This window comes from Mesorhizobium sp. NPDC059025, from assembly GCF_042739655.1.
In the GTDB taxonomy this organism is placed as follows: domain Bacteria; phylum Pseudomonadota; class Alphaproteobacteria; order Rhizobiales; family Rhizobiaceae; genus Mesorhizobium.
Map to the genome: position 1 here is coordinate 649394 of NZ_JBHYIM010000003.1, position 23818 is coordinate 673211.

Annotated in this window: 18 protein-coding genes and 2 riboswitches; of the genes, 2 read left to right on the forward strand and 16 right to left on the reverse strand. The window is 63.5% G+C overall.

The features are described from left to right. Positions 1-40: 40 nt before the first annotated feature. The 6 genes from fdhA to metH form a co-directional block, all read right to left on the reverse strand. Positions 41-1231, reverse strand: a complete 1191-nt coding sequence (gene fdhA / locus ACFWYE_RS11040; RefSeq protein WP_379111350.1) for a formaldehyde dehydrogenase, glutathione-independent — start codon at positions 1229-1231, stop codon at positions 41-43. A 139-nt stretch (positions 1232-1370) separates the two neighbouring features. After that, positions 1371-2597: an aromatic ring-hydroxylating dioxygenase subunit alpha gene (locus tag ACFWYE_RS11045; protein ID WP_379111352.1), complete on the reverse strand. Its 1227-nt coding sequence runs from the start codon at positions 2595-2597 to the stop codon at positions 1371-1373. Positions 2598-2645: 48 nt separating this feature from the next. After that, positions 2646-2924: a hypothetical protein gene (locus tag ACFWYE_RS11050; protein ID WP_379069037.1), complete on the reverse strand. Its 279-nt coding sequence runs from the start codon at positions 2922-2924 to the stop codon at positions 2646-2648. Continuing rightward, on the reverse strand, positions 2921-4012 hold the full coding sequence (locus ACFWYE_RS11055) for a 2Fe-2S iron-sulfur cluster-binding protein (RefSeq protein ID WP_379072987.1): 1092 nt from the start codon (positions 4010-4012) through the stop codon (positions 2921-2923). The genes ACFWYE_RS11050 and ACFWYE_RS11055 overlap by 4 nt, the downstream gene beginning before the upstream one ends. Before the next feature lie 19 nt (positions 4013-4031). Further along, a complete protein-coding gene (locus ACFWYE_RS11060; protein WP_379111353.1) occupies positions 4032-5279 on the reverse strand; it encodes an aromatic ring-hydroxylating dioxygenase subunit alpha in 1248 nt (415 codons plus the stop codon). Between the two features lie 114 nt (positions 5280-5393). Continuing rightward, a riboswitch (cobalamin riboswitch) is annotated at positions 5394-5600 on the reverse strand. 67 nt (positions 5601-5667) lie between these two features. Beyond that, complete coding sequence (gene metH / locus ACFWYE_RS11065) at positions 5668-9465, reverse strand: methionine synthase (protein WP_379111355.1); 3798 nt, start codon at positions 9463-9465, stop codon at positions 5668-5670. A gap of 217 nt (positions 9466-9682) precedes the next feature. Between metH and ACFWYE_RS11070 the strand changes: the two genes are divergently transcribed. Then, a complete protein-coding gene (locus ACFWYE_RS11070; RefSeq protein ID WP_379069043.1) occupies positions 9683-10102 on the forward strand; it encodes a Fur family transcriptional regulator in 420 nt (139 codons plus the stop codon). A gap of 39 nt (positions 10103-10141) precedes the next feature. Here the strand turns inward: ACFWYE_RS11070 and ACFWYE_RS11075 are convergent, their stop codons facing one another. The 10 genes from ACFWYE_RS11075 to ACFWYE_RS11120 all read right to left on the reverse strand — a co-directional run bounded on the left by ACFWYE_RS11075 (position 10142) and on the right by ACFWYE_RS11120 (position 22523). Beyond that, on the reverse strand, positions 10142-10993 hold the full coding sequence (locus ACFWYE_RS11075) for a metal ABC transporter permease (RefSeq protein ID WP_379111425.1): 852 nt from the start codon (positions 10991-10993) through the stop codon (positions 10142-10144). Further along, positions 10990-11850: an iron/manganese ABC transporter permease subunit SitC gene (gene sitC / locus ACFWYE_RS11080; RefSeq protein WP_379069046.1), complete on the reverse strand. Its 861-nt coding sequence runs from the start codon at positions 11848-11850 to the stop codon at positions 10990-10992. Before sitC ends, ACFWYE_RS11075 begins: the two co-directional genes overlap by 4 nt. Then, positions 11847-12746 carry a manganese/iron ABC transporter ATP-binding protein gene (locus tag ACFWYE_RS11085; protein WP_379111357.1) on the reverse strand — a complete coding sequence of 300 codons (900 nt, stop codon included), beginning with the start codon at positions 12744-12746 and terminating at the stop codon, positions 11847-11849. The genes sitC and ACFWYE_RS11085 overlap by 4 nt, the downstream gene beginning before the upstream one ends. Further along, complete coding sequence (locus ACFWYE_RS11090; protein WP_379111359.1) at positions 12743-13663, reverse strand: metal ABC transporter substrate-binding protein; 921 nt, start codon at positions 13661-13663, stop codon at positions 12743-12745. The genes ACFWYE_RS11085 and ACFWYE_RS11090 overlap by 4 nt, the downstream gene beginning before the upstream one ends. Before the next feature lie 105 nt (positions 13664-13768). Then, positions 13769-14524 (reverse strand): SAM-dependent methyltransferase, encoded by a 756-nt coding sequence (locus tag ACFWYE_RS11095; RefSeq protein ID WP_379111360.1) that lies wholly within the window; start codon positions 14522-14524, stop codon positions 13769-13771. Continuing rightward, positions 14521-14763: a hypothetical protein gene (locus tag ACFWYE_RS11100; RefSeq protein ID WP_379069060.1), complete on the reverse strand. Its 243-nt coding sequence runs from the start codon at positions 14761-14763 to the stop codon at positions 14521-14523. Before ACFWYE_RS11100 ends, ACFWYE_RS11095 begins: the two co-directional genes overlap by 4 nt. Next, entirely contained in the window at positions 14754-15881 is a 1128-nt protein-coding gene (locus ACFWYE_RS11105) for a ribonucleotide-diphosphate reductase subunit beta (protein ID WP_379111362.1), read from the reverse strand. The genes ACFWYE_RS11100 and ACFWYE_RS11105 overlap by 10 nt, the downstream gene beginning before the upstream one ends. Before the next feature lie 29 nt (positions 15882-15910). Next, on the reverse strand, positions 15911-18799 hold the full coding sequence (locus tag ACFWYE_RS11110) for a ribonucleoside-diphosphate reductase subunit alpha (protein WP_379111364.1): 2889 nt from the start codon (positions 18797-18799) through the stop codon (positions 15911-15913). A 104-nt stretch (positions 18800-18903) separates the two neighbouring features. Further along, a riboswitch (cobalamin riboswitch) is annotated at positions 18904-19104 on the reverse strand. A 71-nt stretch (positions 19105-19175) separates the two neighbouring features. Next, positions 19176-20264 carry a TonB family protein gene (locus tag ACFWYE_RS11115; RefSeq protein ID WP_379111365.1) on the reverse strand — a complete coding sequence of 363 codons (1089 nt, stop codon included), beginning with the start codon at positions 20262-20264 and terminating at the stop codon, positions 19176-19178. 90 nt (positions 20265-20354) lie between these two features. Beyond that, positions 20355-22523 carry a TonB-dependent receptor plug domain-containing protein gene (locus ACFWYE_RS11120; protein ID WP_379111367.1) on the reverse strand — a complete coding sequence of 723 codons (2169 nt, stop codon included), beginning with the start codon at positions 22521-22523 and terminating at the stop codon, positions 20355-20357. 232 nt (positions 22524-22755) lie between these two features. Between ACFWYE_RS11120 and ACFWYE_RS11125 the strand changes: the two genes are divergently transcribed. Beyond that, positions 22756-23817, forward strand: a complete 1062-nt coding sequence (locus ACFWYE_RS11125; RefSeq protein ID WP_379111368.1) for an iron ABC transporter substrate-binding protein — start codon at positions 22756-22758, stop codon at positions 23815-23817. The last annotated feature ends 1 nt before the right edge of the window (position 23818 follow it).

Here is a 23818-nt window from a genome sequence, read left to right on the forward strand (position 1 = left end):
AAGCCTGCGCCACGGCTGCGACATTTTTAGGTCGTCCCGATCAGGCAGCTTTCGAAATATCGCCATGCGGGTCAAGCACGTACTTGACCGCCGCGCCCTGGTCGAAGCTCTCGTAGCCTCGCGCGGCGTCCTCGAGCGAGATCACCCTGGCGTTGACGATATCGGCGATCGGCAGGCGATCATGCAGGATGGCCTGCATCAATTGCCGATTGTATTTGAGCACCGGCGTCTGCCCGGTGTGGAAGGATTGCGCCTTGGCCCAGCCGAGTCCAAGACGCAGCGAGAGGCTGCCGTGCTTGGCAGCCGCGTCGACGGCCCCTGGGTCTTCCGTTACATAGAGCCCGGGAATGCCGATCGAGCCGGCAGCACGGGTGATCTCCATCATCTGGTTCAGCACGATCGCCGGCTGCTCGCCGCCGCTATGGCCGCGGGCCTCGAAACCGACCGCGTCGATCGCGCAGTCGACCTCGTTGGAGCCGGTGACTTCGGCGATCATGTCGCCCAGCCGGTCGCTCTTGGAAAGGTCGATGGCCTCGAAACCCACCTTGGCGGCATGGGCGAGCCGTTCCTTGTTGAAATCGCCGACCATGACGACGGCAGCACCGAAGATGCGGGCGGATGCGGCCGCGGCGAGGCCAACCGGTCCGGCACCGGCGACATAGACGATCGAGCCGACACCGGCGCCAGCGCGAACGGCGCCATGGAAGCCGGTCGGCAGGATATCGGACAGCATGGTCAGATCGCGGATCTTTTCCATCGCACGGTCGCGATCGGGGAATTTCAGCAGATTGAAATCGGCATAGGGCACCATGACGTAGCGGGCCTGCCCGCCGATCCAGCCGCCCATGTCGACATAGCCGTAGGCGCCCCCGGCGCGAGCCGGGTTGACGGTCAGGCACACGCCCGTGTCCTGCCCCTTGCAGCAGCGGCAGCGTCCGCAGGCCACGTTGAACGGCACCGAGACGATATCGCCGACCTCGAGCATTTCGACGTCGCTGCCCTTTTCGATGATCTCGCCGGTGATCTCATGGCCGAGCACCAGGCCGGCTTCCGCCGTGGTGCGGCCGCGAACCATGTGCTGGTCGGATCCGCAGATGTTGGTGGAAACCACCTTGAGGATCACCGCGTGTTCGATGCGCCGGCCATCCGGCGCTGCGAATTTGGGATCGTCGATGTCCTGGACCTCGACCTTTCCGGGGCCCAGATAGACCACGCCTCTGTTCCTGCTCATGCTCTTCCTCCCAGTTGGATTTTCCCAGTCGGATCAGGGGGCGTTTGATTGAATCGCCAAGCTGATCTAACTCTTTGCTGGAGCATGATCTTTTCCGAAAACGGGTTCCCACTTTTCGAGATCAAGCCCTGGTCATTCGCTACGGGCGGCTGATCTCCTCCAGATACCAGTTGATGTAGCGAAGCTCGTTGTGCTCCATCGGCGCGATCGGGCCGGGCACGAAATAGTGCGAGCGCACGCCGCGCGCGGTGTGCTCGATGATCTTCTTGTCCTCTTCGGTGGTGACCTTCCAAAGCCAGGTCAGCTTTTCCAGGTCGTAGTCGCGTCCTTCCTCGGCATCGTTGCGGACGAGCCAGATCAATTCCATTTCGCAGCTGTCCGCCGTCTTCGGCACGAAGCGGTAGATCATGCCGTGATCGGGGTAGCAGACGAGGAATGTGGTGCCGCCGAGATGGATCGAGGTGACGCCACCGTCATATTCGGCGAACCGTCCCATCAGCGGCGCAATCGGCTTGCCGTCCTGGCTGCCGGTGGAGACGCCGTCGTAGAGCGCATAGCGGAAAGTGTGGATCGCCTCCTGCCCCATTGCCGAGTTCTGCCAGCGATCGCCGCTGACGACCTCGATGCCCAGCGCGCAAGTCCGCGCCTCCATCGTCTGGTTGAGCTTCTCGATCATCTCGAGCGGCTGCTCCAGCGCATGGGTCTGGGAATATTCGGGATGTGCCGGTCCGCAGTGATAACACTCGACGTAATTTTCGACGGCCAGCTTCCAGTTGGCCTGCAGCGGATAGAGTTCGCGATGCGCCACCTTCGCTTCGCCCCAGCCATACTGGCCGCAACTGGTCCGCAGCGCCTGCTCGATCGGATCGAAGTCGAGCGGCGTCTCGGCGAAGCTGACGAAGACGAGTCCCGACGCGACACGAACATGCAGCTTCTTGAGACCGTGCTCGTTGCGGTCGAAATCCTTCGGCATCAGCCGCGCGGCGCGCAGCGAGCCGTCATTGGCGTAGGTCCAGGCATGGTAGGGGCAGACGAAGAACCGCGCATTGCCCTTGGGCTTGGTGCAGACCTCGGCGCCGCGATGCCGGCACACGTTGAGCATGGCGTGGATCGTGCCATCGGCCACCCGTGTCAGGATGATCTGCTCGTCGCCGAGTCGGAACAGCTCGAAGTCGCCGGGGTTGGGGATGACGCTGGCATGCGCCAGGCAATGCCAGTGCCGGCGAAACAGGCGCTCCATGTCGCGCTCGAAGATCGCCGGATCCATGTAGAACGGCCGGGCCAGGCCGTGGCCTGGCCGGTGCGTCGCGATCAGGTCGCCTATGGCGTCGTCGGCGGCTGATTGGTGAAGATGCACGATGCTCATTGCTGGCTACTCATCGTTGGCTTGGGAGGGCTGGCGCGGGTCTGATCTTCAAAGATTGGGAACGGGTCTCGGCCAGTCGTCGGAACAGGCGACAGTTGCCAGAAGGCTGCGCAGCACCGCGACATCGGGATGAAGGGAGCCGCGACGGTCGATCAGTTCGATCTGCCGCTGCGCGGCAATCTCGAGGCAGATGCCTGGCGGCACGGACATCAGCCAGTCGGCGAAGACTTCTTCCGGTGGCGGCAGCGGCGAGATCGCCGCCATCGTCCTGCCGTCGACCTTTCGCGGTCGCGCCGCGACAATTCTTGCGTCGTCGCGGGTGGTCATGCCTCGATCTCCAACGCGGTGAGTGGCTTTGAGCAGCAGGCGAGGATGTATCCCTCGGCGATCTCCTCATCGAGGATGCCGCCATTGTGGTTCATCTCCACGTCGCCTGAGACCTTCCTGACGCGGCAGGTGCCGCAGAGACCGAACTCGCAGGCCGCCGAGATGCGGACGCCGCTGGCGCGTGCCGCCTGCAGCACCGTCTGGCCGGGCACACATTGGCCATCGACATTGGAACTGGCGAAACGGACCGGCACCGTCGCCTCGGCGGGCACAACTGCTCCTGCCTCGGTGGTGGCCGGGGGCGGGACCTCCACGGGGGGGGCGCCGAAACTCTCCTGGTGGTAGTGCGCCATGTCGAAGCCGGTCGCCTCCAGCATGGTGCGCACGGCACGCATGAATGGATCCGGTCCGCAGCAGAACACTTCGCGCTCGTGGAAGTCGGGCGACAGAAGCGGCAGCCTGACGGCGTCGATCCGCCCCATATGGCCGAACCAGCTTTCGCGGCTCGACCGCTCCTCGATCATGAAACCGAGCGACAGGCCGGGCATGTTGGCGCCGAGAAGTTCCAGCTCCTTGCGGAAGATGATCTCTTCGGGCCGCCTGGCGCAGTTGACGAAGGCGATGTCCGTCCATGGTGCGCAGTCGTTCAGCCAGCGCAACATCGACATCATCGGGGTGATGCCGGAGCCCGCCGAAATGAAGAGATATTTCCCGGCGGCGTGGTTGTGATGCGAGAAATCGCCTGCCGGGCCGCGTGCCTTGATGCGCGATCCGCGCTTGAGGTTGTCGAACATCCAGCGCGTGCCGATGCTGCCGGCCTGCGCCTTGACGGTGATGGAGATCGAGAACGGCCGCGATGGCGACGAGGCCAGCGTATAGGTGCGCATCAGCGGACCATCGGCCGTCGGCAGCTCCAGAGTGATGAATTGGCCCGGCTTGTAGCGGAACCAGGTCTGCGCGTCCGAGCGGAAGGTGAAGGTCTTCACCTCCGGCGCTTCGTCGACGATGCCGGCCACTTCCAGCACCTGGAGGCGGTCGTTCCATGGCGTCATCTCGTCGAGATGGCGATAGAGGTGGACACCCGTCATGGCGTTCATCGCAGTGGCCTCAAGCAACGCTGCGCAGCGCGGGTCTTTCGCCTTCGGTCAGCCGAGGCTCCATGAAGCGCGCATACCATTCGACGAACTGGATCACGCCGCCTTCATGCAGCTCGGAATAGGGTCCCGGCTGATAGGCCGGCGAGTTGATGCCGAACGCATTCTCCTCGACGATGCGGCGGTCCTCGTCATTGGTCAGCGTCCAGACGTGGATCAGGTTCTGGAGGTTGTAGTCGACGCCCTCGACGGCATCCTTGTGCACCAGCCATTTGGTGGTCACCGCCGTCTCGGTGGCGCTGATTGGAAGAACGCGGAACGTGACCGCGTGATCGCCCAGGATATGATTCCACGTCGTCGGGTAGTGGTAGAGCATCAGGGTGCCGATGCGGTCGGTGGCGACGCTGTCGGACAGGTTCCGCTCCACCGCGCGCTGGCCCGTCATGGTGTAGCTTACGGCGTGCGGCAGCAGCGGCGCGCGCGTCGTGCGATACTGGCCGGCCGTGTCGATAACGAAACGCGACGGCAGTCCCGATGCTTCACAGCGCGCCCAGTGTTCCAGAAGCTCGGGGGCGTCCTCGACACCGTTGACACCGGTCACGGTCGGGGCCTCGGGGAAGGTCTTGCAGAGCTCCGGATGGTTGCCCGCGCAATGGTAGCATTCGCGGTTGTTTTCCCAGACCAGCTTCCAATTGCCTTTTTCGACGATGGTGCTCTCGAAGGCGATCTTCGCATCGGCCAGGCGATGCGGGAGGAAGTAGGGCTCCATCATCTGGCGGAAGGGCGCAAACTCCGCCGGCTGGTCGGCCAGGCAGACGAAGATGTAGCCGCCGGCGCTTTCGCAGGCGACCGGCTTCAGGCCGTAGTCGTTGCGATCGAAGCCTTCGGCCATCTGCCGGGCAAACAGCAGCTTGCCGTCGAGGTCGTAGGTCCACTGATGGTAAGGGCAGACCAGGCGCGCGGAGGTGCCTTTGTCGGCGGTGCAGACGCGGCTGCCGCGATGGCGGCAGGAATTGTGGAAGGCACGGATCCTGTTCTCGCGGTCGCGCACCAGGACGATCGGATAGGCGCCGATCTGGACGGTGAAGAAACTGCCGGGCTTGGCGATCTCGCAATCATGCCCGACGAACAGCCAGTCGCGATACCAGATCAGCTCCATGTCGAGCTTGAAGAAATCCGGATCGGTGTAGAAGGGCTGTTCCAGCGAGAAGCCATCGCGCCTCGCGCGAATGAGCTTCAGCATTTCATGACGTGCGTCCATGTCCTGTCCTCGTCAAAGGACTGAACTGGTGGTGATGGAGGGTAGATGGCCGTACTTGACGGTCTTGGACCGGCGCACGGCTTTCTGCCTCTTGACCGCCCACCGCGATCAGTCGAGTTCCAAAAAGTCCACGGCTGGTTTCCGGGCTCCGAAGCTGTCCTTGTGGGACCGTCTCGACACCTTCCCAGGCTTTCGCCCAGTGGTCTGTCGTCGAGACAGAAGCTTCGCTACCGTTGCGGGGGCAGCGCCGGCATCAAACCGGCTTCCCAATTATCCCTCCGGCGTGGTTCGCCGGAGAGCACCTTGAACATGGTGATCTGATCACGGACGCCGTGCCGGTGCGATGACGAAAGCGACATCGGCGCAGTGTAAAGACGACAGGGCGGAATTACTCAGCGGCCTCGGCTATCGGCGAGGGCACATAGTTAAGGATCGGTCCAAGCCAGCGCTCAACATCGGTGACGGCCATGTCCTTGCGCGCGGCATAATCCTCGACCTGATCGCGCTCGACCTTGGCGACGCCGAAATAGTAGCTTTCGGGCTGGGCGAGATAGAGGCCGGATACCGACGAGCCGGGCCACATCGCCATGCTCTCGGTCAGGCGCACGCCAATCCGCTCTTCCGCCTTGAGCAGGTTGAACAGCGTCACCTTCTCGGTGTGGTCGGGCTGGGCTGGATAGCCGGGGGCAGGGCGAATGCCGCGATAGGGCTCGCCGATCAGGTCGTCTGGCACGAGGTCTTCATCGGCAGCGTAGCCCCAATATTCCTTGCGCACCTTCTCGTGCAGGCGCTCCGCGAAGGCTTCGGCAAAGCGATCCGCCAGCGCCTTGACCAGGATCGAATTGTAGTCGTCATTGGCGCGCTCGAAGCGCTCGGCGATCGCGACCTCCTCGATGCCGGCCGTCACGACGAAGCCGCCGATATAGTCGGGCCTGCCGCTCTCGCGGGGGGCGACGAAATCGGAAAGCGCGACATTCGGCTTGCCGTCACGCTTGGTCAGTTGCTGGCGCAGCGTGAAGAAGGTGGCGAGCTCGGTGTCCCGGGCTTCGTCGGCAAACAGCTTGATATCATCGCCTGTGGTATTGGCGGGCCAGAAGCCGAGGACGGCTTTCGGCGCGAACCACTTCTCGTCGATGATCTTCTTCAGCATCGCCTGCGCGTCGTCGAACAGTTGCCGTGCCGCCGGCCCCTGCTTTTCGTCTTCGAGGATCCTGGGATAGCGCCCCTTCAATTCCCAGGTCTGGAAGAACGGCGTCCAGTCGATGTAGCGGGCGAGTTCGGCCAGGTCCCAGCTTTCGAACACCCTGGTCCCGAGGAATGAAGGTTTCGGCGGCTGGTAGCCGGCCCAGTCGACCTTGTGGGCATTGGCGCGCGCCTTGGCCAGCGGCAGGCGCTGTTTGTCCCGTTCCGAGCGCTCATGCGCCTCGGTCACCTTGCGATACTCGGCCTGGATGGTCTCGACATAGCCGGCCTTCATGTCGGGGGAGAGCAGGCTGGAGACGACGCCGACCGCGCGGCTGGCGTCGGTGACGTAGACGGCCTGTCCCTTCTGGTAGCGCGGATGGATCTTGACCGCGGTGTGGACGCGGCTCGTCGTCGCCCCGCCGATCAGGAGAGGGATATCGAAACCCTCGCGCTCCATTTCCGAGGCCATATGCACCATCTCGTCCAGCGACGGGGTGATCAGGCCGGAGAGACCGATCACGTCGACCTTTTCGTTGCGCGCGGTTTCGAGGATCCTGGCCGCCGGCACCATGACGCCGAGATCGATGATCTCGTAGTTGTTGCAGGCGAGGACCACGCCGACGATGTTCTTGCCGATGTCGTGGACGTCGCCTTTCACGGTGGCCATCAGGATCTTGCCGGCGCTCTGGCGTTCGCCATTGTCGATGCCTGCGGCGGCATTGGCGAGCTTTTCGGCCTCCATGTGCGGCAGCAGGCCCGCGACGGCCTGTTTCATCACGCGGGCCGACTTCACCACCTGCGGCAGGAACATCTTTCCCGCGCCAAACAGGTCCCCGACGACATTCATGCCGGCCATCAACGGGCCTTCGATGACATGCAAGGGGCGCTCGGCGTTCAGCCGTGCCTCGTCCGTGTCGGCATCGATGAATTCGGTGATGCCGTTGACCAGCGCATGCGAGATCCGCTGTTCGACCGGCCACTCGCGCCAGGCCAGGTCCTTCTCCCTGGTTTCCTTGCCGGCCGTGCCCTTGTAGCGCTCGGCGATCTCGAGCATGCGTTCGGTCGCGGTGCCGCCCGCCTTGGGCTGGCGGTTGAGTACCACGTCCTCGCAGGCCTCGCGCAGTTCGGGATCGATCGATTCATAGACGGCGAGCTGCCCGGCATTGACGATGCCCATGTCCATGCCGCGCTGGATGGCGTGGTAGAGGAACACCGCATGCATGGCCTCCCGCACCGGCTCGTTGCCGCGGAACGAGAAGGAAAGGTTCGAAATGCCGCCGGAGATATGGACATGCGGCAGCGTCGCGATGATCTCGCCCGTCGCCTCGATGAAGTCGACGCCGTAATTGTCATGCTCCTCGATGCCGGTGGCGACGGCGAAGACGTTCGGATCGAAGATGATGTCTTCCGGCGCGAAGCCGGCCTGCTCGGTGAGCAGCTTGTAGGCTCTCGTGCAGATCTCGACCTTGCGCGCGCGGGTGTCGGCCTGGCCGACCTCGTCGAACGCCATCACCACGACGGCGGCGCCATACATGCGGCACAGCCTGGCATGATGCAGGAAGGCCGCTTCGCCTTCCTTCATCGAGATCGAATTGACGATGGCCTTGCCCTGCACGCATTTCAGGCCGGCTTCGATGACATCCCATTTCGAGGAATCGATCATCACCGGCACGCGGGCGATGTCGGGTTCGGCGGCAACCAGGTTGAGGTACTCGACCATCGCCTTCTGCGAGTCGATCAGGCCTTCGTCCATGTTGACGTCGATGACCTGCGCGCCGTTGGCGACCTGATCACGCGCGACGTCGAGGGCGGCCGCGTAGTCGCCGGCGGTGATCAGCTTCCTGAACTTGGCCGAGCCGGTGACGTTGGTGCGTTCGCCGACATTGACGAAGGGAATGTCCCTTGTGAGGGTGAAGGGTTCGAGGCCGGACAGGCGCATCTGCGGCGACCGTTTCGGCAGCCCGCGCGGCGCGTGCCTGGAAACCGCGTCGGCGATCGCCGCGATGTGCTCCGGCGTCGAGCCGCAGCAGCCGCCGACCACATTGACGAGCCCTTCGCGCGCGAAGTCCTCGACCTGGCCGGCCATGAACTCCGGGCTCTCGTCATACTGGCCGAAAGCATTCGGCAGGCCGGCATTCGGATAGGCGCAGGTGAAGGTCTCGGCAGTCGAAGACAGTTCAGCCAGGTGCGGACGCATTGCGGCGGCACCGAGCGCGCAGTTCAGGCCGATCGTGAAAGGTTGGGCATGCCGCACGGAATGCCAGAAGGCCGTCGGCGTCTGGCCTGATAGCGTGCGGCCGGAAAGGTCGGTGATCGTGCCGGAGATCATGATCGGCAGCCGGACGCCTTTTTCGGCATAAATCTCCTCGCAGGCGAAGATCGCGGCCTTGGCGTTGAGCGTGTCGAAGATGGTCTCGATCAGGATGATGTCGGCGCCGCCGTCGATCAGCCCGCGCAACTGCTCGCCATAGGCGAGGCGCAGGTCGTCGAAGGTGACGGCGCGATAGCCCGGATTGTTGACGTCTGGCGAGATCGACGCGGTGCGGTTGGTCGGCCCGAGCGCGCCGGCGACGAAACGGCGCCGGCCGTCTTCCTGCTCGGCCCTGCGCAAGGCGCGCCGCACCAGCCGCGCGCCGTCGCGGTTCAACTCATAGACCATGTCCTCCATGCCGTAGTCGGCCTGCGCGATCGACGTGGAGGAGAAGGTGTTGGTCTCGACGATGTCGGCGCCGGCCCTGGCATAGGCGTAGTGGATATCCTCGATGGCCTTGGGCTGCGACAGGATCAGCAGGTCGTTGTTGCCTTGCTGGTGGCAGGCGCAGCCGCCGAAGCGGTCGCTGCGGAAATGATCCTCGCCGAAGCCGAGACCCTGGATCTGGGTGCCCATCGCGCCGTCGAGCACGAGGATGCGCTCGCGCGCGGCAGCTTTCAGCGCTGCGAGGATTTCCGAGCCGTCGGGACGCGACGACAGCGGGCCGAAGAGCTCATCGACCGAAGACATATTACGACACTCTTCATTCCAGGAACGACGTCGCAATCTCAATCACATAAAGACATGTTTATGTCAATATACGAATTCCCTTTCTGGGTCGAGCACCGGCCGGGGCGACGTGGCTCGCTTTTGTGAATGCGACGCAACTGAGATAGGACTAGAAGCTTCCGAAGGTCCGGACTAAGGGCTTTGATGCTTGACCGGAGTGAGGCGGGAGACCGACAGGTTGGAACGAAACATCGCGGATATCTGCAGGGAGTTCGGACTGAAGCTGACCGGTCCGCGCCGGATCATCATGCAGGTCCTGTTCGAATCGAGCGATCATCCCGATGTCGTCGAACTGCACCGCCGCGTCACCGCGATCGAACCGACGATTTCGCTTGCCACCGTCTATCGCACGGTCAACCTGCTGCGCGAGAAGGGGGTACTGGAGCGTCATACGTTCGGCGACGGCCGCGCCCGCTACGAGACTACGCCGCGCGAGCACCATGACCACCTCATCAATGTGGAAACGGGAAGCGTGATCGAGTTCCAGTCCGAGGAGATCGAGCGCCTGCAGGAAGAGATCGCCCGCAAGCATGGTTTTGCGATCGTCAGCCACAGGCTCGAGATCTATGTGCGGCCCCTGAAGCGGAGCCGGACATAGTACCCGAGCGGCTGCGAGGTGACGCGGATGGTCACCGGTTCATTCGGTCACCTCTATCGTTGACCGGGTTCGTACAGCTTTGAGCGTGACGAACAGGAAGGCCGCGACGAACAGTGCGGTGAGCAGCAGCACGATGGTCGGCGCTGGGGCGCTGTCGATGAAGAACGACAGGTAGACGCCCAGCAGCGAGGCCCCGGCCGCGATCACCACCGACAGCCAGAGCATGGCGCTGAAGCGCGTGGTCAGCAGGAAGGCGATGGCGCCGGGCGCGATCAGCATGGCGATGGCGAGGATGATGCCGACCGCCTTCAGTGCGCCGACGATCGTCAGCGAGATCAGGCACAGCAGGCCGTAGTGCAGCAGCTGAACCCGCAGCCCGACGGCTCTTGCCTGCGCCGGGTCGAAGGCATGCAGCAGAAAATCGCGCCATTTGAAGATGATGATACCGGCGGTTATCGCCGCGATGACGGCTGTTTCGGCGATGTCGCGCAGTCCGATGCCGAGGATGTCGCCGAATAGGATGTGGTCGAGATGAACCTCGGACTGGATCTTGACGTAGAGCACCAGCCCAAGCCCGAACATGCCGGAAAACACGATGCCCATCACCGTATCCTGCTTGATGCGGCTGTTGTCCTTGAGGAAGCCGGTGGCGAGCGCACAGACCATGCCGGCGGCAAAGGCGCCGACCGCGTAGGGCAGGCCGATGATGTAGGCGAGCACCACGCCGGGAAAGACGGCATGGCTGATGGCGTCGCCCATCAGCGACCAGCCCTTGAGCACGAGGAAGCAGGAGAGCAGGGCGGTGGGAACCGCAAGCAGCACCGCGATGACCATCGCGTTGATCATGAAGTCGAACCGCAGGGGTGCGAGCAATATATCCAGCATGGTCAGGCCGTCCTTTCCAGCGCCTGGGCGGCGCGGCGGCGCGCTGCCAGCATGCCGTGCCTGGGTGCGAAGACGAAGGCGGTCAGGAAGATCAGCGTCTGCAGCACCACGATGATGCCGCCGGTCGCTCCGTCGAGGAAGTAGCTGGCATAGGCGCCGACGAAGCTTGTGGCAGCACCGATGACCACGGCAATCACCAGCAGGCGGGGGAAACGATCGGTCAGGAGATAGGCCGTGGCGCCCGGGGTCACCACCATGCAGATCACCAGGAAGGCGCCGACCGTCTGCAGGGCGGCGACCGTCGATGCCGACAGCAGCGTGAAAAACATGATCTTGAGCGCGACCGGGTTGAGGCCGATCGAGCGCGCGTGGCTTTCGTCGAAGAAAACCACCATGAGGTCTTTCCATTTCAGCAGCAGGATGGCGAGTGAGACGAAGCCGATGATGGCGAGTTGCAGCGTGTCCTCGGGTGTGATGGCAAGGATGTTGCCGAGCACGATGGTCTGGATGTTCACGGAAGTCGGCGACAGCGACACCATGAAGAGGCCGAGCCCGAAGAAGGAGGAGAAGATGAGGCCGATGATGGCGTCCTCCTTCAGCTTGGTGCGCTGGTTGAGGAAAAGCATCGCGGCGGCGGCCAGCCCGCCGGAAAAGAACGCGCCTATGGAGAAGGGCAGGCCCAGCATGTAGGCGCCCGCGACTCCCGGTACGATCGAATGCGAGAGCGCGTCGCCGATCAGCGACCAGCCTTTCAGCATGAGATAGCAGGACAGGAAGGCGCACACGCCGCCGACCAGCGCCGAAACCCACATTGCGTTCAGCATGTATTGGTAGCCGAAGGGCTCGAGGAGCAGCGCGCTCATTCGCCGTCCTCCCTGAATTGCTGCTGCATGGCCCCGGGTTCGCCGTAGAAGACCAGCGGCCGCTCGTCATCGGTGATGACGGCGACGCGGCGTCGGTCGCTGTCCGCATGCAGCCCGGCGCCGCCGAGCACGAAATGGCGCAGCACCCCGCCGAAGGCCTTCTCCAGATTGGCCTGGGTGAAGGTCTCGGCGGTCGGGCCGGAGGCGAGCACGGTGTTCTTCAGGAGCACGGTTCGGTCGCAGAACTCCGGGACGCTGCCGAGATTGTGCGTCGACACCAGCATGACGCGCCCTTCGTCGCGCAACGCGCGCAACAGGTCGATGATGGCGTCCTCGGTCTTGACGTCGACGCCGGTGAACGGCTCGTCGAGCAGGATGACACGCCCGTCCTGCGCCAGCGCGCGGGCCAGGAAGACGCGCTTCTTCTGCCCGCCCGACAGTTCGCCGATCTGGCGCCTGCGGAACTCCGACATGCCGACGCGGGCAAGGGCGGCCGAAACGGCCTCGCGATCGGCGGCTTTCGGAATGCGCATCATGTTCATGTGTCCGTAGCGGCCCATCATGACGACATCCTCGACCAGGACCGGAAAATTCCAGTCGACCTCCTCGGCCTGCGGCACATAGGCAACCAGGTTCTTGCGCAGCGCCTCGGCGACGGGCATGCCGAGCACCTGGATGCTGCCCCTGGCAAGCCGCACGAAGCCCATGATCGCCTTGAACAGGGTCGATTTGCCCGAACCGTTGACGCCGACCAGCGCCGTGATCGTGCCGGTCGGGACCTCGAAGCTGGCATCGCGCATCGCGGTTTGGCCATTGCGATAGGTGACGGTCGCATCCCGCACGGAGATGCCAGCCGGCAGAGCCGGCTGGGTGACGATCTTGAATGCTGCCGTCATTGCGAGAGGCCTTCGGCGAGGCCCTGCCGCAACGTGTCGGAGGTGACGCGAAGCAGGTCGATATAGGTCGGCACCGGACCGTCCGCCTCGCTGAGCGAATCGACGTAAAGCACGCCGCCATAGTGCGCGCCTGTCTCGCGGGCCACCTGCCGCGCAGGCTTGTCGGAAACCGTGCTTTCGGAGAAGACCGCGACGATGCCGTTCGCCTTGACCGCATCGATGACCTTGCGGACCTGCTGCGGCGTTCCCTGCTGGTCGGCATTGATCGGCCACAGATAGAGCTCCTGCATGCCGAAGTCGCGGGCCAGATAGCTGAAGGCGCCTTCGCTCGACACCAGCCAGCGCTTGTCCTGCGGGATCTCCTCGAGCTTCTGGCGGATCGGCGCGATCGTCGCTTCGATCTTCTGCTTGTAGGCTTCCGCATTGGCCCGGTAGGTGCCGGCATTGGCCGGATCGTTCCTGATGAAGGCGTCTCGGATGTTGTCGACGTAGATCAGCGCGTTTTTCGGCGACATCCAGGCGTGCGGATTGGGCTTGCCGGTGTATGGCCCCTCGGCGATGCTCATCGGCTCGACGCCCTCGGAGACGACGGCGCCGGGCACGTCATGCAGGTTCTGGAAGAACTTCTCGAACCACAGTTCGAGGTTGAGGCCGTTCCACAGGATGAGTTTCGCGCCCTGCGCGCGCTGGATGTCACCCGGCGTCGGCGCGTAGTTGTGAATCTCGGCGCCCGGCCTGGTGATCGATTCGACGATCGCGGCATCGCCGGCGACATTCTTGGCCATGTCGGCGATGACCGTGAAGGTGGTCACGGCCTTGAATTTCTCCTGCGCGGCTGCCGGCGCGATCGCCAGGACGGCGCTGATCGCCATTCCCATCGCTGCGGCCAGGATCGACCGTCTCATCCCATCATGCATAAGCGCCTCCTTGTTGCGACTAATTCTCATTTGCATTCGACCTTTGATGCAAATGAGAATTGTTTGCAATAAGAATTTGCGAAAATACGTTGATGGACGCTGCGGCTAGCTGCCGTGCGCGCCTTTCTGCGTAAGCATGGCTTCGACAATCCAGCCTTTGCCGTCGAGCGCTTCTTTGCGAACCTGTTCGAGGCCGCCGACGATCTCCAGCAGCCTGCCGGAGAGGAGCATGTCGTCCGGCATGCCGGCATAGAGGGTCCAATGCACGTCGTTGTGCCCGCCGACGGTATCCGGTGCCGGGACGGCGGGCTGCATGAAAACGATGGTGTCGGCGTTGTTGGGGAAATCTCCGGCGAGGGAGCGCCCGGTCGCCGTCAGGATCGATCGGCCGACATTGCACAGCGCCACCTTGTGCGCGGTCGTCAGCACCTGAATGCCGCTGTTGCCGGGGATCACCTCATAGTCGAGCTCGAAATCTCCGGTCGACCGCAATCGCTGCAGGATGCGTCCCAGCGTTTCGATCAGCGAGAACCCGCTCCAGACCAGGAAGGCCCCGCATTCGGAAGCATCCAGTTCCTCGAAGGAGAGACCGGTGTGTCGAAGGTCGCCCGCCAGTGCCTCGCCGCCGTCCTTGTGCGGTTCCCTATAGGTAGTGGTGCGGAACGGCCGGTTCCGCACATAGAGCTCGACGATCTCCGCGCGAAGGCGGGCAGGGTCCTTCATTCGTCTGTCGGTGCCTTCGTCAGGCCTGTTATCCGGGATGAAGAACAGCGTCACATGGCCGCGGACATTGATCGCCTGCACTGTCACGAAATCCGGATTGCCGGCGCCGATCGCGACGATGAGGACCTTGCGCCTCATTGCCGGATCGCAGATCCAGGGGCGACCGACCCCTGCAGCGCTTCGAAGAGTTCGGCGAGCCGGCGCGGTCCGGGATGGTCTCCCCGGTATCGCTGCAATCTGGCGATCTCGATGGTCGCCGCCGCGGCGAGGTCCGTCCCGGCGGGTTGCGCAAGCAGCCACGACAGGAACACATCTTCCGGCTGTTGCGGGGCCGCCGGCTGTCCGGCGATGTGTCGTGCTTCGACGTTCAGTCCCATGCCAGCGCCCCGCCATTCTGGTATTCGATGACGCGGGTCTCGAAGAAGTTCTTCTCCTTCTTCAGGTCCATCGCTTCCGACATCCACGGGAACGGGTTCTCGGCCTCCGCGAACACCGGGTGCAGGCCGAGTTGCGCGCAGCGGCGGTTGGCGATGAAGTGCATGTACTGCTCGCACAGCGCCGCGTTGAGCCCGAGGAACCCCCTCGGCATCGTGTCGCGGCCGTAGGAGGCCTCCAGTTCCGCCGCGTCGGCGATCATGGCGCGCACCTCTTCCTGGAACGCTTTCGTCCACAGATGCGGGTTTTCGATCTTGATCTGGTTGATGACGTCGATGCCGAAATTGAGATGGATGGACTCATCGCGCAGGATGTACTGGTACTGCTCGGCAATGCCGACCATCTTGTTGCGTCGGCCGAGCGACAGGATCTGGGCAAAGCCGGTGTAGAACCACATGCCCTCGAAAATGACGTAGAAGGCGACGAGGTCGCGCAGGAAGGCCTGGTCGGCTTCCAGCGTACCGGTGCGGAAATCCGGATCGTCGAGATGCTGCGTGTGCTTCAGTGCCCACGCCGCCTTGTCGGTGATCGACGGCACCTCGCGATACATGTTGAACAGCTCGCCTTCGTCGAGCGACAGGCTTTCGACGATGTACTGGAAGGTGTGGGTGTGGATCGCTTCCTCGAAGGCCTGGCGCAGCAGATACTGCCGGCATTCGGGGTTGGTGAGATGCCGGTAGATGGCCAGCACGATGTTGTTGGCGACGAGCGATTCCGAGGCGGCGAAGAAACCGAGATTGCGCTTGATCATGCGCCGCTCGTCATCGGTGAGGCCGTCCTTCGACTTCCACAGCGCGATGTCGGCCTGCATCGACACTTCGGTCGGCATCCAGTGGTTGTTGCAGCCGGAGAGATATTTCTCCCAGGCCCAGCGGTATTTGAGCGGCAGCAGCTGGTTCACGTCGGCGCGCGCATTGATCATGCGTTTTTCGTCGACGGAAACGCGGGCACCGCTGCGGTCGATCTCGCCGAGGCCACTGGCGGCGACAGCAGGGGGCATCTCCGCTCCGAGATCGATCGCAACTTTGGGCTGGGCTTTTGGTTCGGACCAGTCGAGCATCTTCTTTTCTCCTTCTTTTTCTTCGCTGCTTACTGGCAGGCTTCACATTCCGGATCGTCGATGGCGCAGGCTTTGCCCCAGGCGGCATCGGCATTGACGATGATCGGCTGGGCGGCCGGTGCTGCTGTCACGACAGCCGAGACGGCATTGAGCTTGCCGTCGGTGCCCTTCAGTGTCGACTTCTCGACATGCGTCGCCGAGCGCGAGCGCAGGTAGTAGGTCGTCTTCAGGCCTTTTCGCCAGGCAAGACGATAGAGTTCGTCGAGCTTCTTGCCGGAGGGATTGGCAATGTAGAGGTTGAGCGACTGCGCCTGGTCGATCCATTTCTGGCGTCGTGACGCCGCGTCGATCAGCCAGGAGGAATCGATCTCGAAGGCGGTCGCATAGAGCGCCTTGATGTCGTCGGGCACCCTGTCGATCTGGCCGAGCGAGCCGTCGAAATATTTGAGGTCGGAGATCATCACCTCATCCCACAGGCCGCGAGCCTTGAGATCATGCACGAGCTGCGCGTTCACCACCGTGAAATCGCCGGACATGTTCGATTTGACGAAGAGGTTCTGGTAGCCGGGCTCGATTGACTGCGACACGCCGCAGATGTTGGAAATGGTGGCGGTCGGCGCGATTGCCATGCAGTTCGAATTGCGCATGCCGGATTTCTTGACCCGCTTGCGCAACGCGTCCCAGTCGAGCGTGGAAGACGCATCCATCTCCACGCTGGGCCGCGCCTTTTCCAGGAGGGCAATGGAGTCGATCGGCAGGATGCCTTTCGACCACAGCGATCCTTCATAGCTCGGGTAGCGGCCACGCTCGGCGGCAAGATCGACCGAGGCCGAGATGGCCTGGTAGCTGATCGCCTCCATGCTGGCGTCGGCGAAGGCGACCGCTTCATCCGAGGCATAGGGGATGCGCAGCAGCTGCAGTGCATCCTGGAAGCCCATCAGGCCCAGTCCCACCGGCCGGTGGCGCAGGTTGGAACGGCGCGCCTCTGGGATGGTGTAGAAATTGATGTCGATGACGTTGTCGAGCATGCGCATGGCGACGCCAACGGTCTTTGCCAGGCGATCGAGGTCCAGCCCCTTTTCGCTGACATGGTTGACCAGGTTGATGGAGCCGAGATTGCAGACGGCGACCTCGTCCTTCGACGTGTTCAGCGTGATTTCGGTGCACAAATTGGAGGAGTGAACCACGCCGACATGGCCTTGCGGCGAACGGATGTTGCAAGGGTCCTTGAAGGTGATCCAGGGGTGTCCCGTCTCGAACAGCATGGTCAGCATCTTGCGCCAGAGGTCGACGGCGCGGATCTTGCGGAAGACCTTGAGCCCGCCGGCGGCTGCCTTCGCCTCATAGGCCTCGTAGGTCTGCCGGAACGCGGATCCGTAGAGATCGTGCAGGTCAGCCGTCTCGTCTGGCGAGAACAGCGTCCATTCGCCATTGGCCTCGACCCGTTCCATGAACAGGTCCGGCACCCAGTTGGCGGTGTTCATGTCATGCGTGCGGCGGCGGTCGTCGCCGGTGTTCTTGCGCAGGTCGAGGAACTCCTCGATGTCGACATGCCACGTCTCGAGATAGGCGCACACGGCGCCCTTGCGCTTGCCGCCCTGGTTGACGGCGATAGCGGTGTCGTTCGCCACCTTCAGGAATGGCACCACGCCCTGGCTCTCGCCATTGGTGCCCTTGATGTGCGCGCCAAGGCCGCGAACCGGGGTCCAGTCATTGCCGAGGCCGCCGGAGTATTTGGCCAACAGCGCGTTGTCCTTGACCACCTTGAAGATGCCGTCGAGGTCGTCGGCGACGGTGGTCAGGAAGCATGACGACAACTGCGGCCGTAGCGTGCCGGAATTGAACAGCGTCGGCGTCGAAGCCATGAAGTCGAAGGAGGACAGCAGGTCGTAGAACGCGACGGCCCGAGCCTCGCGGTCGATCTCGCGCACCGCCAGTCCCATGGCGACCCGCATGAAGAAGGCCTGCGGCAGCTCGAAACGCTTGCCCTTCGTGTGCAGGAAATAGCGGTCGTAGAGTGTCTGCAGACCGAGATACTGGAACTGCAGGTCGCGTTCGGGCTTCAGCGCGGCACCCAGCCGGGCGAGGTCGAAGCGGCCGAGTTCTGGATCGATCAGCTCGGCTTCGATGCCGGCCGTGATGAATTCCGGGAAGTAGGAAGCATAGCGGCCCGCCATCTCGGCCTGGGTTGCCTGCTCGCTTCGGCCGGTGACGAAACTCAGGGCTTCGCGGCGGAGGCGGTCGAGCAGCAGGCGGGCCGAAACGAAGGCATAGTTCGGCTCGGTCTCGACCAGCGTGCGTGCGGCCAGGATCGGCGCCAGCGACAGTTCATCCAGCGTGATGCCGTCATAGAGATTGCGGCGTGCCTCGGTGAGGATGGCCTCGGGCGAAACGGCTTCCAGGCCGGCGCAGGCTTCTTCGACCACGCGCGAGAAGCGGGCGTCGTCGAGCGGAACAAGCGCACCGTCTTCGCCCTTCACGTTGAGCGATCCGCCCGGCGCGACCGCATCCGCCTTGTCCACCAGGCGCTCGCGCGCCCGCTCCGCGCGATAAAGCACATAGGCGCGCGCCACCTTGTGGTGTTCGCCGCGCATCAGCGCCAGTTCGACCTGATCCTGGATTTCCTCGATATGGAAAGTGCGTCCGGCTTCGAAGCGGCGCGTCAGCGCCGCAACCACCTGTCCGGCCAGGTCCTCGACAACGTCATGCACACGCCGCGAGCCCGCCGCGCTCGAGCCTTCGACGGCGAGGAAAGCCTTGGTCAGCGCCACCACGATTTTCGTCGCATCGAACGGCGTCACCGAACCGTTGCGGCGTATCACCTTGTAGCCGGGTTCGGCCTGAGGCGAGTGATGGCTTTCGCCGATCGGTGGGGCCTTGTGGGCTCCGTTCGTGGTGAGCGCTGCAGTCGTTGCCATGTCATCCCCGTGGCGTTGTGGGCGGGGATTTTGGGGGAACGCATTGGCCGTTCGGGACGCAGCGACGCCCGGCCACGCGCACCGCCGGGACACCCCGCCCGAGGTTCGTTCTCGTTCGTCGCGGCAGGTCTCCTGGCTCGCAGGTCGTCGCCCTTGTCGGCCTTCCCGGTGCGTTACGGCACCAGTGGCATTCTTCGACGCGGGCTCACTGCTTACAGTTGCGGGGGCAGCACCGGCTTTGCACCGGCTTCCCTCTTAGCTCCCGAACCAGACGACTCGGGAGAACCTCGACTTCGATATCTAGTATAGAACAGCGACTTGATGTCAACGACTGGTGTGGATGGTCGCGGATTTGCCGACAATGGATTTCGGTGGCTCACCGCTTGAAACTGATCGTGATCGCCAGCGTCATCGAGGAGCGGGCTATTTCAGGCGGCGGGGCGGGTACCGGGGAGGCCCGCTTCACGGTCTCGATCGCAGCGCGATCAAGGGCCGCATTGCCGGAGGAGCCCGCGACCGAAGCCGATTTTACGGCGCCTTGGCCATTGATGCGCAACTGCACGCGAACCGACGCAGAACCACTGGCGCCCGGGGGATATTGCCTGAAGCGGCGGATATGGGCGATGACCTTGGCCTGCCATTGCGCAGGTGATACCGCGCCGCGGCTGGTTGCCTTCGCGGGGCCCGTGGAAGTTGCCTGCTTCGGTGAAACCGCCGCCGGCCGAACGGCTTTTTCAGATGGGCCGGACTCGTCTGCTGCCACGGTCTTCTTCGGCGCGCTCTTGCGCTGCTGGCGAACCGGCCTGGCGGGCTCTGCCCGTTCGAGTTTGCGAGTGCGGCTGTTGTTCTCGGCCTTTCGGGGTTCCTGTCGCGCGGCGCCGGGCTTCTCGACCGGGCGGGCGGGTTTGCTTTCCGGCGCCTTCGTGACGGCCGGCACGGCTGGCACGTTTTGCTGCGCGGAGCGGAGAACCTGTGGTGCAGGGGCGGCTTCCTGTTTCGGCTGCGGTGCTTCGGTTCTGGTTTCCGCTGTTTCCTGTCGCGGCTGCCGCGCGGGTTCGGTCGTCGGGGGCTTGTCGTCTTCAGGGAGCGGATCGGCCTGCGCCGGTTCGTCTTGCGGAAGCTTTTCCGGCGCCTTTTCGATATCAGGCCGAGGAACGGCGCGTGCCGGTTCGTCGACCGCATCCGCGGGCCGCTCGGCCTTCAGGGCAGCCTCGGATACGTCCGGAGGCACCCACTCTACCGAGATGGAGTCGACGATGCCCGTATCGGCGGCGGGAGGCAGGACTATCGCGGCGAGATAGAGCCCGGCGCCGATATGGGCCGCGACGGAGACCACGCCACCCAGCAACCAGCGCTGCGCTTCACTGCGGCCGCCTGACGGTTCTTCGCCGGACTCAGGTTCCGGTGCTGCGGTGTTCGGGATGACGTCATCGCTGTCGGGCCGCGGCGCCGGAATTTCTGGCACCGCCTTGTCGTCGGTCGCCGGGGCAGGCGAGGCAGGGCCGGCGCCGCGCGCGGATTTCCGCGCGTGCGATCTCGCCGGCCTGGCCATGCCCTAGAACCGCATGGCCGAGTTCAGGTAGAAGGTGCGGCCCTGTTCCGGGAAGCCGTAGGCAAGCTGGTAGTTCTTGTCGAAGATGTTCCTGACGCCGAAGTCGAACTCGAAATTGTCGTTCAGCTTGTAGTTCATGTTGAGATTGACCAGCGCGAAGCCCTTGGTTTCGAAGAACGCGGTCTCCAGCCGGTCCGTCGACCAGCGTGAGCTGTAGATGGCGACGTTGGGCGACACGGTGAAATTCTCGTACGGCACCCAGTCGGCATAGAGATAGGCGCTGTGTTCCGGCGTGCCGATGGGCTTGAGGCCGGGCCTGACCGGATCGGAAAGCTTGCGCTTCAGATAGGTGTAGCTCGCACCCAAGGTCAGATTGGAAAGCACGTCCCATTCACCGTAGACTTCGACACCATGGTAACGGCCGTCGCCGATGTTCTGGCTCTGGACTTTCCCGCCACCAACACTCACCGACTGGATCACGTCGGAGACGTCGCTGTAGAACACCGAGCCGCCGATCTTCAGCGTTTCGGTCGGTTTGCCGGCCCAGCCGAGCTCGTAGTTCACGGCGCGCTCGGGGCTGAGATCCGGGTTCGGCAGGGCATCGCCGAAGCGGGTGCTGAACCGGTCGAACAGGGTCGGGAAACGCGTGCGTGAGGAAATGCTGGCGTGGAATTCCGACGCGTCGCTGTAGCGATAGATCGCCGCCCCCTGCCAGTTGAATGCCGAGCTGCCGCCATGCGGATATTCGGACATCTTCTTGCTGGCCGAGTCGTATTTCTGGGCCTTGACCAGCTTGTTCTTGTCATAGCTGATGCCGCCGACGAAATCCAAGCTCTCGGTAGCGTGGAAGGTGTTTTCGACCGCCACGGACCAGGTGTCCTCCAGTTTCGTCTGCTTCGGGTCGACGAAGGCTGAAGTGCCCGGCTGGTTGTGATCCCAGTTGGTGTGGTCGTCGCGGCGGTAGTGAACGGCGCCTTTCAGCGTGTTCATAGGGATGAGTTCGGTTCCGGCCTCGACGCTGACACCATAGGCGCTGTCGTCATAGTAGCTGTTGAAGGCGCGCGCCTGCTTCTGGCTCGTGAAGGTCGAGTCGTCATAGGCCGAAAGCAGGTTGTAGAAAGTGTTGTAGTAGGCCTTGGTCTTCACATAGGACTCGTCGCCGAGTTGCGTGTGCGAGTAGAAAGCCAGCGAGTCGATGTCCCAGCGTGGCCATTCCCAGTCGCGCTGGTAGGCGGCGCCCGCCGGCAGCGGCGTGCGCGTGATGCCGCGCACCGGCTCGTAGATGCTGTAGGGCGCGGCCTTCTCACCCTGCTGCTTGGTGTAGCTGATGACGTATTCGTCGGTCTCGTTCGGCGTGTAGCCGAGCTTGAAGTTGGCACGCCAGTCGCGAACGTTGGAGAAGTCGCGGCGGCCGCCATCCTCGACGGGCCCGCCGATGCCGACCGGGACCGGATTGAAGCCCTGCGGCAGGAACCAGCCGTCGCTGTTGCGGAATGAACCGCTGGCCTGGAGATAGAATTTCTCCTGCTTGGTTCCGACCCAGCCGGATGTCGTGAACGCGGAAAGATCACCGGTGTTGCCGAGGTCGACGCCGGTGCGCAGTTCGCCTTCGAATTCCTTGGTCGGCTTCCTGGTGACGAGGTTGATGGCGCCGCCCATGCCGCCAGGCCCGCTCAGCACCGAGACGTAACCCTTCTGCACCTGGATCTCGGAAAGGTCCGGCGTCAGGAAGCGTCCGTAGTCGAGACGATTGTCGGCCGGCAGATAGACACGGATGCCGTCGATATAGAGCGGCACCTGGAAACGATCGAAGCCGCGAACGTAGATCAGCCTTTCGTTGCGGCTGCCGCCGGTGTTGGAGACCTCGACACCCGGCGTGGCTGCCAGCGCATCGTCGAGTGTGTTGCGGTTGCTCTTGTGGATGTCCTTTGCCGTCACGACGCTGCGCGACACCGACTGACCGCCAATGTCGGAAGAGGTGCCTGTAGCGGCGCCATAGACGACGATCTCGCCGAGCTCGAAGACGGGGGAAGTGCCCGCACGGGCGGGCGCAGCAGGTGCGTCGTCCTTTTTCTTTTCGACGTTCCCGTCCTGCTGCTGCGCATGAGCAACCGGCAGTGCGGCAGCGGTTGTCAAAAGGACGAGCAAAGTCGTCGACGAAAGTCGCTTCATGAAAATCCCCCTCAATGCCCCGATCGGACTTGCCCGCCGCCAACGTGACGACAGGTCGTCCTCCCAATTTGTAAGCGTAATATACGGACAAATACAAAGAACGCGCACTCCGTCAAGGCAACGGTTCGCGCTAAACAGTTTATTGCAGTAGGCCAGCAATCCCCTTCCTTGACCGATATGTCAGAACAGAAATAACAATCGTGCTGATTTCAAGCGTGCGAGGGGACGAAAAATGGATCGACGGGGATTTCTGGTGCGGCTCTCGCAGGCATTCCTGCTTCTATGCCTCGGCGTGGCGGCGGCCGCATCCGCGCAGGCCGCAGGCCGCACGATCGTCGATTCCGCGGGGCGTTCCGTCACATTGCCTGAACGTGTGGAGCGCGTGCTGGCGGCAGGCCCGCCGGCCTCCACGCTGTTGTATGTGCTGGCGCCCGACAAGATGGTCGGCTGGGTGCGCGAGCCGGGCGCCGGGGAAAAGGAATTCCTGGCCGCGCCCTACAGGGACCTGCCTGCCTATGGCCGGCTGACCGGCAAGGGCAATACCGCCAATCTGGAACTGGTGCTCTCGCTGAAGCCGGACATCATCATCGATGTCGGCACGGTCGACGCGACCTACGCATCGCTGGCGGACCGGGTGCAGGAGCAGACCGGGATTCCCTATGTGCTGATCGACGGCTCCTTTGCCAAATCCGTTGAAACGCTGCGCAAGACCGCCGATCTGCTGGGCGTGCCGCAGCGCGGCGAGGAACTCGCCGCCTATGCCGCAACCACGCTCAAGGACATGGATTCACTGCTGGCTACTGTTCCGATGAATGAACGCCCGAAAGTTTACTACGGGCGCGGACCGAAGGGGCTTGAGACCGGCCTGGCAGGTTCGATCACCACGGAAATCCTTGGCGCGGTGGGAGCACACAGCGTCGCCGATGCCGCCGGCAAGGGCAGCCTTGCGAATGTCTCTCTGGAACAGGTGCTGGCCTGGAACCCCGACGTAATCCTGACGCTCGACGCGGATGCCCAGGCAGCCATCCTCAAGGATCCGTCATGGTCGGGCATCGGCGCGGTCCAGAAGCGGCGTGTCTACCACACGCCGACATTGCCGTTCGGCTGGTTCGATTCCCCTCCCGGCATCAACCGGCTCATCGGCGTGCCATGGCTGGTCTCGGTTCTTTATCCGGGAAAATCGTCCGGCGAACTGGCGGCAACGGTGCGCTCCTTCTACAAGCTGTTCTACCATGTCGAGCTGACGGACAAGCAGCTGGACACGTTGCTCGCGGATGCCCGGCCGAAACCATAAG